The organism is Saccharopolyspora rectivirgula DSM 43747 (genome assembly GCF_000497205.1).
Taxonomy (GTDB): Bacteria; Actinomycetota; Actinomycetes; order Mycobacteriales; family Pseudonocardiaceae; genus Saccharopolyspora; species Saccharopolyspora rectivirgula.
The window spans coordinates 1-12,715 of record NZ_AYJW01000090.1; the positions used below are offsets into that span (position 1 = coordinate 1).

Consider the following 12,715-nt stretch of genomic DNA (forward strand, 5'->3'; position numbering starts at 1 on the left):
CTGGTCAACGCCGACGACATCCAGATCAAGATGGCCCAGGGCGCCAAGCCCGGGGAAGGCGGCCAGCTGCCCGGGCACAAGGTCTACCCGTGGGTGGCCAAGACGCGGCACTCCACGCCGGGCGTGGGGCTGATCTCGCCGCCGCCGCACCACGACATCTACTCCATCGAGGACCTGGCGCAGCTCATCCACGACCTGAAGAACGCCAACCCGAAGGCGCGGATCCACGTCAAGCTGGTCTCCGAGGTCGGCGTGGGCACGGTGGCCGCCGGGGTGGCCAAGGCGCACGCCGACGTGGTGCTGATCTCCGGGCACGACGGCGGCACCGGTGCTTCGCCGCTGTCCTCGATCAAGCACGCCGGTGGCCCGTGGGAACTCGGTCTGGCCGAAACCCAGCAGACGCTGTTGGCCAACGACCTGCGCGACCGGATCGTGGTGCAGACCGACGGCCAGCTCAAGACCGGCCGCGACGTCGTCGTCGCCGCCCTGCTGGGCGCCGAGGAGTACGGTTTCGCCACCGCGCCGCTGGTGGTTTCGGGCTGCATCATGATGCGGGTCTGCCACCTGGACACCTGCCCGGTCGGGGTGGCCACCCAGAACCCGAAGCTGCGGGAGAAGTTCAGCGGCAAGGCCGAGTACGTGGTGAACTTCTTCGAGTTCATCGCCCAAGAGGTGCGCGAGTACCTGGCCGAGCTCGGGTTCCGCTCGCTGGACGAAGCCATCGGCCACGCCGAGCTGCTGGACACCTCCGAGGCGGAGCGGCACTGGAAGACCCAGGGGCTGGACCTCTCGCCCATCACGCACGTCCCGGAGCTCGCCGAAGGGGCCTCGCGCCGTCGCACCGCGGAGCAGGACCACGGGTTGAGCGAAGCCCTGGACAACACCCTCATCCAGCTCTGCGAGGGGGCCATCAAGGACGGCACCCCGGTTCGGCTGGAGATGCCGGTGCGCAACGTCAACCGGACGGTCGGCACCATGCTCGGGTCCGAGGTGACTCGGCGCTGGGGCGGCGAAGGCCTGCCGGACGACACCATCGACGTGACGTTCACCGGCTCGGCGGGGCAGTCCTTCGGCGCATTCCTCCCGCGCGGGGTGACCTTGCGGCTGCTCGGCGACGCCAACGACTACGTCGGCAAGGGCCTGTCCGGCGGGCGGATCGTGGTGCGCCCGCACCCGGACGCGCCGTTCGCCGCTGAGGAGAACATCATCGCCGGCAACGTGCTGCTGTACGGGGCCACCAGCGGGGAGATGTTCGTCCGCGGTGTCGTGGGCGAGCGGTTCTGCGTGCGCAACTCCGGGGCCATCGCGGTGGTCGAAGGCGCCGGTGACCACGGTTGCGAGTACATGACCGGTGGTCGGGCCGTGTTCCTCGGCCCCGTCGGGCGCAACTTCGCGGCCGGCATGTCCGGTGGTATCGCCTACGTGCTGGATCTGGACACCAACCGGGTCAACCGGGAAATGGTGGACCTGGACCCGATCGACGAGGACGACCGCAAGTTCCTCTACGACCGCATCCGCCGGCACTACGAGCAGACCGAATCCGCGGTCGCGCACCGGTTGCTGACCGACTGGGACAACGCCGTCGAACGGTTCAGCAAGGTGATGCCCAAGGACTTCAAGCGAGTGCTCGCAGCCCGCAGCGCTGCCGAACGCGAAGGGCGCGACGTCAACGAGGCGATTATGGAGGCCGCCCATGGCTGATCCCAAGGGTTTCATGACGACGTCGCGCGAGACCCCGCAGCGGCGTCCAGTGGATGTGCGCATCAAGGACTGGCGCGAGGTCTACCACGACTTCGAGCAGGCCAAGCTGCAGAAGCAAGCGGGCCGCTGCATGGACTGCGGCATCCCGTTCTGCCACCAGGGGTGTCCGCTGGGCAACCTGATCCCGGAGTGGAACGACCTCGTTTGGCGGGACGACTGGCAGTCGGCCATCGAGCGGCTGCACGCCACGAACAACTTCCCGGAGTTCACCGGGCTCCTGTGCCCGGCGCCGTGCGAAGCCGCCTGCGTGGTCGGCATCAACTCCGATCCGGTCACCATCAAGCAGGTCGAGTTCGAAACCATCGACCGCGCTTGGGAAGCCGGTTGGGTCAAGCCGCAGCTGCCGAAGACCAGGACCGGGAAGAAGGTCGCCGTCATCGGTTCCGGGCCGGCCGGATTGGCCGCTGCCCAGCAGCTGACCCGGGCCGGGCACAGCGTGGTGGTCTACGAGCGCGCGGACCGCATCGGTGGACTGCTGCGCTACGGCATCCCCGAGTTCAAGATGGAGAAGTGGCGGCTGGACCGCCGCCTCGGGCAGATGCGAGCCGAGGGCACCGAATTCCGCGCCGGTGTGAACGTCGGGGTGGACGTCACCGTCGAACAGCTGAAGGAGGACTACGACGCGGTAGTGCTCGCCGGCGGTTCGACCAAGCCCCGTGACCTGCCGGTGCCGGGGCGGGAGCTCGGCGGCATCCACCAGGCGATGGAGTACCTGCCGCTGGCGAACCGGGTGCAGGAAGGCGACCTCACCGAGTCGCCGATCACGGCGAAGGACAAGGACGTCGTCGTCATCGGCGGTGGCGACACCGGCGCCGACTGCTTGGGCACCGCGCTCCGGCAAGGGGCCCGTTCGGTCACCCAGCTGGAGATCATGCCGACGCCGCCCAAGTCGCGGCCGGAGCACCAGCCGTGGCCGGTCTACCCGATGATCTACCGGGTTTCCTCGGCGCACGAAGAGGGCGGGGAACGGCTGTTCTCGATCAACACCGAGGAGTTCCTCGGGGACGAGCACGGCAACGTGCGCGCCCTGAAGGCGGTGGAGGTCCGTCGGGAGGACGGCAAGTTCGTCCCCGTCGAAGGGACCAGCCGGGAAATCCCCGCCCAGCTCGTGCTGCTGGCGATGGGCTTCACCGGCCCCGAGCGGGAAGGCCTGCTCGACAACCTGGGCGTGGAGTTCGACCAGCGGGGCAACGTCGCCCGCGACGAGAACTTCATGACCAGTGTGGACGGTGTTTTCGTCGCCGGTGACATGGGACGCGGGCAGTCGCTCATCGTCTGGGCGATCTCCGAGGGCCGCTCGGCCGCCGCCGGGGTGGACCGCTACCTCACCGGGCGCGACATCCTGCCGGCACCGATTCGGCCGACCGATCGGCCCATTTCGTAACAGCCGCGGTCACCACTCGCACCGAGCACCCCGACCCCCGCGGTCGGGGTGCTCTTTTCTTCGCTGCTCCACCACCCGGTGCGGGAACCGCTCCCCGGGCCGGGACGAGCACCGACCGCGCCGGCGGTGCTGGAGCGCGGTGCTGCGACCGCCCAGCGCTCACCTGGCATAGATGCGGCCTATCCAAGTGTTCCGAATCGGGTCTTTGCCCTGCTGGCCGACCGGTGGTTGATTCATTTCCGGGGGCTGCGGCAGATCACCGGACGGGAGAAGGCAGATGAGGGACGCGGTCATCGTCGACGCGGTTCGTTCTCCGATCGGCAAGCGGAACGGAGCGCTCGCGGATGTCCATCCGGCGGAGCTCTCCGCTCATGTGCTCACCGCGCTGGCCGAACGCACCGGGATCGACCCGGTGGACATCGACGACGTGGTCTGGGGATGCGTCAGTCAAGTGGGGGACCAGGCGGGCAACATCGCGCGCACCGCGGTATTCGCCGCGGGATGGCCGGAGTCGGTGCCGGCGACATCGGTGGACCGGCAGTGCGGGTCGAGCCAGCAAGCGGTGCACGCGGTGGCGGCCGGTGTGATAGCCGGGTACTACGACATCGCAGTGGCCGGCGGGGTGGAGTCGATGAGCCGGGTTCCGATGGGCTCGGCCAAAGCGGACGGCTCGCCGTTCCCGGACTCGGTGCTGAACAGGTTCGGCGTCAAAGGCTTCAACCAGGGCATCGGTGCCGAGATGATCGCCCAGAAGTGGGGCTTCTCCCGAACGCAATTGGACGAGTTCTCCCTGGAATCGCACCGAAAAGCAGCTGCCGCCGCCGAGTCCGGCGCTTTCGAGGGACAGCTGGCCAAGTTCGACGGCGTGCTGGAAGCCGACGAGGGCATCCGCCGCGACACCAGTCTGGAAAAGCTCGGCGGGCTCCGGACGGTCTTCCGCGAGGACGGGGTGATCACGGCCGGCAATTCCTCGCAGATCTCCGACGGTGCGGGAGCCCTGCTGATCACCACCAGCGAAGTGGCCCGGCAGCGCGGCTGGACCCCGATCGCTCGGGTGCACACCGCTGTGCTGGCCGCGGACGACCCGGTCATCATGCTCACCGCACCGTGGCCGGCGACGCACAAGGCACTGCGCAAAGCCGGCCTCGGCATCGACGACATCGGCGTTTTCGAGGTCAACGAGGCGTTCGCGCCGGTTCCGCTGGCGTGGCTCGCGGAAACGGGCGCGGACCCGCGGCGGCTCAACCCGCTCGGCGGCGCGATCGCGGTCGGCCATCCGCTGGGCGCCTCCGGCGCGATCCTGATGACCAGGCTGGTGCACCACATGCGGGACAACGGGATCCGCTACGGGCTGCAGACCATGTGCGAAGGCGGCGGCATGGCCAACGCGACGATCCTGGAGCTCCTCTCCTGACGCGAGCCGGAAGACCAGAGCAGTTGGGGAGGAGCCATGCGCAGCACCGCCTACGGTGAGGAACACGAAGCCTTCCGGCAAGTGATCAGGGAGTTCCTGGTCAACGAAGTGGTCCCGCACTTCCCGGAGTGGGAACGAGCGGGCCTGGTGCCCAAGGAGGTCTTCCGCAAAGCGGGCAAGATCGGAATGCTCGGCCTGCAGGTCCCCGAGGAGTACGGGGGAGGCGGGACGAGCAGTTTCAAGTTCAACGCGATCATCACCGAGGAGACGGCCCGGGCCGGGGTCTCCCTGGGCGGGCTGTCGGTCCACCTCAACGTGGTGCTGCCGTACTTCCTGGCCTACGCCACCGAGAAGCAGAAGCAGCGCTGGCTCCCCGGGTTGGCCGACGGGAGCCAGTTGGCCGCCATCGCGATGACCGAGCCCGGTACCGGGTCGGACCTGGCCGGAGTGGCCACCACGGCCGTTCGCGACGGTGACCACTACGTGCTCAACGGGGCCAAGACGTTCATCACCGGTGGCATCAACGCCGACCTGGTCGTGGTGGTGGCCCGCACCAGCAGCGGAGGAGATCGCCGGGAGGGGCTGTCGCTGCTGGTGGTGGAAAGCGGGACGCCGGGCTTCAGCCGGGGGCGCAATCTGGCCAAGCTCGGGCTGAAAGCGCAGGACACCGCGGAGCTGTTCTTCGACGACGTGCGGGTTCCGGCGGAGAACCTGCTGGGCGAGGAGGGGAAGGCGTTCCGCTACCTCACCTCGAACCTGCCGCAGGAACGGCTGGCCATCGCCATCGGCGCCCAAGCCGCCGCGGAAGCCGCGCTGGCCACCACGCACGAATACGTGCAGGAGCGCAGGGTTTTCGGCAAACCGGTGGCCGCGTTCCAGAACACGAAGTTCGAGCTGGCCGGTTGCGCGGTGGAGATCGAGGCGGGGAGGGCGCTGCTGGACCGGGCGCTGGAGGAGCACGACGTCGGGGAGCTCACCGCGGCGGACGCGGCCAAGGTGAAGGTGTACTGCACCGAGCTGCAGTCCCGGGTGATCGACCGCTGCTTGCAGCTGCACGGCGGCTACGGGTACATGCTGGAGTACCCGATCGCCCGGATGTACGCCGACGCTCGGGTGACCCGCATCTTCGGAGGCACGACCGAGGTGATGAAGACGATCATCGCCAAGTCGCTCGGGTTGTGAACCGCAGGGCTGTTGCCGGGTGGTCGCGCCGACTAATCTCCACGCCGTGGAGTTGCACCAGGTGGAGTACTTCCTGGCCGTCGTGGACCACAACGGGATCAACGCTGCGGCGAACGCCCTGCAGCTGGCGCAGCCCACCGTTTCCCAGGCGATCCGCGCTCTGGAGCGGGAGCTCGGCGTGGAGCTCTTCCACCGCATCGGGCGGGGCATGGTGCTCACCGCGGCCGGCAAGGCCTTCGTGGGGCCGGCCCGGCAGATCCTCCGCGACGTGGTCGCGGCCGAGGGGGCGCTGGTGGACGCCGCGGGACTGCCGCGGGGCCGGTTGGACATCCACGCCACGGCCGGGCTTGCGGTGGATCCGCTCGCGCACCTGGTCGGCGAGTTCCGGAAGCACTACCCGAACGTCTCCTTGCGGCTGGGGGACATCCGGGACGAGGAATCGGTGCCCGCGCTGATCCGCGAGGGGCATTGCGAGATCGCCGTCTGCCACCTGCCGGTGTCGGCGAGCGATCTGCAGGTGCGGCAGTTGGGGACCCACGAGTACTGGTTGGTGTTCCCGCCGGGAACCGAATTGCCCGAGCGGGATCCGCTGCCGCTGGCGGCGCTCCCCGACCTGCCGCTGGTGATCGTGCCCAAGGGGGCGACCGGCCGGACCGCGGTGGAGCGCGCGCTGGGCGCCGCGCACAAGCGCACCCGCGCCGCCGCGGTGGTCCAGCACCGCGAAGCGATGCTGCCCTTCGTGCTGGCCGGGGTCGGGGGGACGATCCTGCAGCGTCCCGCGGCGGAGCGGGCCGCGGCCCGGGGAGCGGTGGTGCGGGCCGCTGATCCGCCGATCACTCTGCCGTACGGCCTGGTGTACTCGCCGGGTCGGCTGTCCCCGGCTGGACGGGCTTTCCTGGAGGTGCTTCCACCGGAACCACGGTTTCCGCCACGGTGAGGAACGCTGCGGCGGCGGGGGACAGCGGCCCCGGGCGGTGCACGACGCCTACCGAGCGGTGGATGGGCGGGACGGTGGAGAGCCGGACGGCTTCCGGGAGCTCTTGGGCGGCCAGCTCCCGCGGTAGGAAGGTGGCCCCAGCCCCGTTCATCACCAGGTGCCAGATGGCCTGCCGGTGGGCGCACTCCACGGCGACGGTCCGCGCCGTCGCGGCCAGGTCTTCGTGCAGCAGCGGGCGGACGCTGGTTTCGCTGGTCTCCATCACCAGCGGTATGTCGGCGACCGCAGCCAGCGGCACCGGGTCCGGGAGTCGAGCGGCCAACGATGGCGGCGCGACCAGCACCACTTCCTGCTGGTAGAGCGGCTTGGACCGCAGCGAACCGCTGGTGGCCGGCAGTTCGGTCAACCCCAGCTCGGCGTTGCCGCGGCGGACTTCTTCAGCCGTCGCCGCCGCGCCCCCGGGGTCCATGACGTTGAGCAGCACCCCGGGGTGCTGCCGTCGGAATTCCCCGGCGATCAGGGGAAGGGGGTGCACCGCCAGGGCGGGCACGACGGCGAGGTCGAGTTGTCCGGCGGCGGTGGCCCGCACTTGCTGCACGGCTTCCCGGGCTCGTTGCACGTCCCGCAGGATGCGGCGGGCCGGCTCGGCGAAGGCCTTGCCGTCCTCGGTCAGCACGAGCTTGCGGCCGGTCCGGTGGAAGAGCTGCACCCCCAGCTGCCGCTCCAGGTTCCGGATCGCTTGCGACAAGGACGGCTGCGCGATGAACAGCGCCTGCGCTGCCTTGGTGACGCTGCCGTGCTCCATGACGGCGACGAAGTACTCCACCAGCCTGAGCTGCCAGCTCCGCTCCTGCGGGAACCGCGGACCAGCTCGCCGTGCATCCTCAGCGGACATGTTCTCGTTCTCCGGTTCCACCGGGACATCGGTTGGCGGAGCGCCTGGCGGCGCTGCCGCGCTGCACGCTACCCGATGGGAAGCCGGATCGGCAGTAGTCGATCCGCGGCGCAACGGTGCCCGCGGCATCGTCATGATCAGCGGGCTGACGAGGTGGTATTGGTTCCGGCTATCACTTCGTGCGGCTTTGGATCTGCCCCTGCTGGTCGGTCGCCCTGGACGAGCCGGTGCCCGCGGACAAAACTGAAACCCGTTCGTGGTGGGGTGGCGGCGCAGACAAGGAGTCAGCGTGGGTGACAGTGTCCTGACCGAGATCAGCGACGGGGTCGCGATCTTCACCATCAACCGCCCGGAGGCCCGCAATGCCGTGAACCGCGAGGTGGCCGAGCAGTTGGCGGCCGCCATGGACGAGTTCGACGAGCGCTCCGACGCGGTCATCGGCATCCTCACCGGTTCCGGTGGGACCTTCAGCGCCGGAATGGACTTGAAGGCGTTCACCCGGGGCGAGCGTCCCTCGTTGCCGGGGCGGGGGTTCGGTGGTCTGACCGAGAGACCACCGGAGAAGCCGCTGATCGCCGCGGTCGAGGGGTGGGCGTTGGCGGGCGGTTTCGAGCTGGCCCTCAGCTGCGACCTGATCGTCGCCGCTCGCGATGCGAAGTTCGGCTTGCCGGAGGTGAAACGCGGCCTGGTGGCCGCCGCCGGAGGACTGCTCCGACTGCCCAAAGCGCTGCCGTACCAGTTGGCCATGGAGGTGGCGTTGACGGGAAGCCCGTTCACCGCGGAAACCGCGCACGCGCACGGCCTGGTGAACCGGCTGGCGGAGCCCGGGCAGGCCCTGGCCCGGGCGCGGGAGCTCGCCGCGCAGATCGCGGCCAACGGGCCCCTGGCCGTGCGGGCCACCAAGCAGATCGTTTCGAGCACGCTTCGCTGGACCGATGCCGGAGCGTTCGCCGATCAGGCGAAAGTGGTCGAGCCGGTGTTCAAGTCGGCCGATGCGCAAGAAGGTGCTCGAGCGTTCGCGGAAAAGCGCGCTCCGGTGTGGCGAGGCGAGTGACCGACGTGGCAACAGGTGAACAGCGCGTTCCTGAAGAACGCCGCCCAGCGGTGGCAGAACTCGGCGCAGCGCTGCGGGAATTGACCGAAGCCGCGGTCGCCACCGAGGTCGACAGCAGCACGCTGCTCGACGTCGCCAGGCAAGTGCGCCAACTGGTGCCGAAGCTCACCGCGGTCCGGCGGGAGCGCGGCGAGCTGCCGTCGGTGGACGGCAAGAGCCGCCACGAGAGGAACTACAACCCGGTGGTGGGCCGGGGGCACCCGTACGCACCTCCGCTGGAGGTGGAGGTCAGTCCCGGCAAAGCGGTGGGCACCTGCGTTCTGGGGTTGGCCCACGAGGGACCGCCCAGCTACGCGCACGGCGGGGTCAGCGCAATGCTGCTGGACCAGATGCTCGGGCACGCGCACGCGGCTTCCGGAAAGCCGGGCATGACGGTGCGGCTCAACCTGCGCTACCGCCGTCCGGTTCCGCTGCGGACCCCGCTGCTGCTGCAGGCGCAAGTGGTCGACGAGGACCCCGGGAGGTGGACCGAATCGGTCGCCACGATCACGACTTGCCAGGACCCGGACCGGGTTCTGGTGGAAGCCCAGGCGAGGTTCGTGGTGCCCAGTGCTGAGCAGGCCAAGCGGATTTTCGGAAATTTGCGCCGGAACACGTACAGCTGATTCCGCCGCTGTCGGAATTCGCCGGATCGGTCGATCATTTTCGAAGAAGTGGTGCGCCAACCATGCTTTTCAGCGCAACTGGGCGGAAATTCAGTTGAATGGTCCATTGTCACCAGGAAGGAGACCTCGCCAGAATCAACCGCACCGCATCGCACATTGAGACCTCATTGGACGTTCGGTGAGGCGGCCAGCTTCGAGGAGTGATCGATGTACCCAGGTGTTCACGCGGCGGAGGAACCGGAACGTCCAGCGCTGATCATGGCCGGCACGGGGGAAGTGCTGACCTACGGCGATCTCGACAGGCGATCGTTGCGGTTGGCCAACGCACTGCGGGCCGCCGGGCACGGACCGGGGGATGTGGTCGCTCTGCTGGCCAGCAACACGCTGGAGGCTTTCGAGGTCTACTGGGCTGCGATTCGTTCCGGGATGTACCTGTGCGCGGTCAACTGGCACCTGCAGCCTTCCGAGATCTCCTACATCATCAACGACTCCGGGGCGAGCGCGCTGGTCGTCTCGGCAGATCTGCGGGAGCTGGCCGAAGGTTTCCGGGAAGAGATCCCGAAGGTGCGGACACGCCTGTGCTACGGAGGATCGATCTCCGGGTTCGACGACTACGAGAACGTGATCGCCGAAGCCTCCGATGAACTTCCCGAGAGCCAGCCGCGGGGCATCGACATGCTGTACTCCTCGGGCACCACCGGCCGCCCGAAGGGGGTCAAACCGGCACTGCCGGACCTCCAGGTGGACGAGCCCGGAGACCTGCTGACCGAGCTGCTGCGCGGATGCTACGGCTTCGGCAAGGAGACCACCTACCTGTCGCCCGCGCCGGTGTACCACGCGGCACCGCTCCGGTACTGCGCGGCCGTGCAGGCGGTGGGCGGCACCGTGGTGCTGATGGAGAAGTTCGATCCGGAAGCGGCGTTGCGGGCGATCGAGCGCTACCGGATCACCCACAGCCAATGGGTGCCGACCATGTTCGTGCGGATGCTCAAGCTGCCGGAGCAGGTCCGCAACTCCTACGACCTCTCCAGCCACCGGAAGGCGATCCACGCCGCAGCGCCGTGCCCGATCGACGTGAAGCAAGCGATGATCGACTGGTGGGGGCCCATCCTCTACGAGTACTACGCCTCCACCGAGGCGATCGGCATGACGATGATCGATTCGGAGCAGTGGCTGCGGAAAAGGGGATCGGTGGGCAAGCCGGTGCTGGGCACCGTGCGGATCTGCGACGACGACGGCCAGGAGCTGCCGCCCGGGCAGGTCGGAACCGTTTACTTCGAGCGGGACGAGATCACCTTCGAGTACCACGGCGATCCGGAGAAGACGAAGGAGAGCCGTCATCCCGAGCACCCGAACTGGGCCACCGTCGGGGATCTGGGGTACGTCGACGAGGACGGATTCCTGTTCCTGACCGACCGAAAAGCTTTTATGATCATCTCTGGTGGGGTGAACATCTATCCCCAAGAGGTGGAAAATGTGCTCACCATGCACCCCGATGTGCTCGATGTTGCGGTGATCGGGGTTCCCGATCCGGAGATGGGCGAGGCGGTCAAGGCGGTCGTCCAGCCGATGCCCGGGGCGCAGCCGGGGCCGGAGCTCGAGCGGAAGTTGATCGAGTACGTGCGCGAACGGATCGCGCACTACAAGGCTCCGCGCAGCGTGGACTTCGTCACCGAGCTTCCCCGGAAACCGACCGGGAAACTCTTCAAGGAGAAGCTGAAGGAAAGGTATTTGAAGGCTTGACGAACACGAACGCTCCGACCCAGCGGTGGGGGATCAGCATCCCGTTCTCGGGAATTCCCCTTCCAGAACAGCAGAAGCTGGTCGCCGAGCTACCGGAACTCGGCTACACGGACGTGTGGTCCTCGGAAGCGAGCGCCACCGACGCGTTCACCCCGCTGGCCTTGGCCAGCGTCTGGGCTCCGCAGTTGCGGCTGGGCACCGCCATCGTGCCGGCCTACACCCGCGGGCCCGCCACTTTGGCGATGAGCGCCGCCACCATGGCGGCCGCTGCCCCGGGGCGTTTCGCCTTGGGCATCGGGACTTCGTCGAACGTGATCGTCCAGCGGTGGAACGGCATCCCCTTCGAGGAACCCTACAAGAAGGTCCGGGACACCGTCCGGTTCCTGCGCAAGGCGCTGCGCGGGGAGAAGATCACCGAAACCTACGACACGTTCGCCGTTCAGGGGTTCAAACCCGCCTTCGTCCCGGAAGAGCCACCACCCGTCCTGATAGCCGCCCTGCGGCAGGGGATGCTGCGGTTGGCCGGCCGGGAAGGTGATGGTGCGATCATCAATTGGCTTTCCGCCGAGGACGTGCGCACCGTGGCGCCGTACGTGCGGGAGAGCGGTCCGGACAAGGAGATCGTGGCCCGGATCTTCGTGCTGCCGGACGAGGACGCCGAAACAGCGCGCGGCATCGCCCGCCGGCAGATCGCGGCATACCTGAACGTCCCGGTGTACCGGGCGTTCCACGAATGGCTCGGCAGGGAAGAGCTGACGCCGATGTGGAGGGCTTGGGAAGCCGGGGAACGCAAGCAAGCCCTCGCCGAGATCCCGGACAGCGTGGTCGACGAGCTGGTCGTCCACGGACCGGCGCAGTACTGCCGGGAGCGGATCGAGCAGTACGTGGAGAACGGCATGACGACTCCGGTGATCGCGCTGCTGGGAACGGGGGACCCGGTGCGCGCGGTGCGTGCGCTCGCCCGCCGTTGAGACGGCTTTGCCGTTGAGACCGACCGCCGGTCTCAACGGCAAAGCACCTGGTGGCTGAACGTCCCGGAGAGACTCACCCGGTCGGAATGCCGGCCAAGTGCGCCGTGTCGTTGAACCTCCGGACGAACCAATTGCTGCCGGTCACCACGACCTGGGAAATGGATCCGTTGTCCGCGCTGAGGAAGGAGAACGGGCGGGAACCGGAAGCCAGGGCCAGGACTTCCCCGATGATCCCGCCGTGGGTGAACACCGCGACCCGCTGGTCCGGGTGGTCGGCGGCGATGCGGCCGATCGCTTTGGTCACCCGCTCGCGCAGCAGTTCGGGATCTTCAGCGCCGGGGATGACGTCCCAGCGCTGCTCCGCCAGCAGCTGCTTGACCAACGGGTCCCCTTCGGCGAGCTTCTGCCGGTACACACCGCCTTCCCACTCGCCGAGGTGCACTTCTCGCAGATCCGGTTCGACCACCGGCTCGATCCCGAGTTCGGCGAGCAGCGGCGCGGCGGTCTGCGCCGTGCGGCGGAGCGGCGTGACGTAGACGGCGTCGATGCGCTCGTCAGCCAGCCGCTGCGCCACCCGCTCGGCCTGGACACGTCCGGTCTCCGCCAGTTCCGGATCCCCTTGGCCGTCCAGCAGCGGAAACGGTTGGTCCGGCCGAGCCGGAGCGGATTCCCCGTGCCGGACCAGCAGGATGTCGGTGGCACCGGGCGG

11 protein-coding genes are annotated in these 12,715 nt (G+C 68.5%); 9 read left to right on the plus strand and 2 right to left on the minus strand.

Annotated elements, in window-relative coordinates; genetic code table 11:
- The 5 genes from SREC43747_RS0117865 to SREC43747_RS20745 form a co-directional block, all read left to right on the plus strand.
- Positions 1–1,701 (plus strand): glutamate synthase-related protein (locus SREC43747_RS0117865; protein WP_029722720.1); only part of this gene is annotated, 1,701 nt, incomplete at its 5' end.
- Positions 1,694–3,145, plus strand: coding sequence for a glutamate synthase subunit beta (locus tag SREC43747_RS0117870; RefSeq protein ID WP_029722721.1), 1,452 nt, complete (start codon positions 1,694–1,696; stop codon positions 3,143–3,145). The genes SREC43747_RS0117865 and SREC43747_RS0117870, both read left to right, overlap by 8 nt.
- Before the next feature lie 277 nt (positions 3,146–3,422).
- Positions 3,423–4,559, plus strand: a complete 1,137-nt coding sequence (locus SREC43747_RS0117875) for a thiolase family protein (protein WP_029722722.1) — start codon at positions 3,423–3,425, stop codon at positions 4,557–4,559.
- 36 nt (positions 4,560–4,595) lie between these two features.
- A complete protein-coding gene (locus SREC43747_RS0117880; protein ID WP_029722723.1) occupies positions 4,596–5,741 on the plus strand; it encodes an acyl-CoA dehydrogenase family protein in 1,146 nt (381 codons plus the stop codon).
- A gap of 46 nt (positions 5,742–5,787) precedes the next feature.
- Positions 5,788–6,678, plus strand: a complete 891-nt coding sequence (locus SREC43747_RS20745; protein WP_081722673.1) for a LysR family transcriptional regulator — start codon at positions 5,788–5,790, stop codon at positions 6,676–6,678.
- On the opposite strand, the gene SREC43747_RS0117895 is transcribed toward SREC43747_RS20745, so the two are convergent.
- Positions 6,575–7,573: a LysR family transcriptional regulator gene (locus SREC43747_RS0117895; protein WP_081722674.1), complete on the minus strand. Its 999-nt coding sequence runs from the start codon at positions 7,571–7,573 to the stop codon at positions 6,575–6,577. The genes SREC43747_RS20745 and SREC43747_RS0117895 overlap by 104 nt on opposite strands.
- A gap of 289 nt (positions 7,574–7,862) precedes the next feature.
- On the opposite strand from SREC43747_RS0117895, the gene SREC43747_RS0117900 reads away from it, so the two are divergent.
- The 4 genes from SREC43747_RS0117900 (at position 7,863) to SREC43747_RS21170 (ending at position 12,006) form a co-directional block, all read left to right on the plus strand.
- Positions 7,863–8,627, plus strand: coding sequence for a crotonase/enoyl-CoA hydratase family protein (locus SREC43747_RS0117900; protein ID WP_029722726.1), 765 nt, complete (start codon positions 7,863–7,865; stop codon positions 8,625–8,627).
- Between the two features lie 5 nt (positions 8,628–8,632).
- Positions 8,633–9,292 carry a PaaI family thioesterase gene (locus SREC43747_RS0117905; RefSeq protein WP_029722727.1) on the plus strand — a complete coding sequence of 220 codons (660 nt, stop codon included), beginning with the start codon at positions 8,633–8,635 and terminating at the stop codon, positions 9,290–9,292.
- A gap of 207 nt (positions 9,293–9,499) precedes the next feature.
- On the plus strand, positions 9,500–11,035 hold the full coding sequence (locus SREC43747_RS21165; RefSeq protein WP_029722728.1) for an acyl-CoA synthetase: 1,536 nt from the start codon (positions 9,500–9,502) through the stop codon (positions 11,033–11,035).
- Positions 11,032–12,006, plus strand: a complete 975-nt coding sequence (locus SREC43747_RS21170) for an LLM class F420-dependent oxidoreductase (RefSeq protein ID WP_029722729.1) — start codon at positions 11,032–11,034, stop codon at positions 12,004–12,006. The genes SREC43747_RS21165 and SREC43747_RS21170 overlap by 4 nt, the downstream gene beginning before the upstream one ends.
- A 73-nt stretch (positions 12,007–12,079) precedes the next feature.
- Here SREC43747_RS21170 and SREC43747_RS0117920 read toward each other — a convergent pair.
- The coding region (locus SREC43747_RS0117920; protein WP_029722731.1) for a histidine phosphatase family protein at positions 12,080–12,715 on the minus strand (636 nt) is incomplete at its 5' end.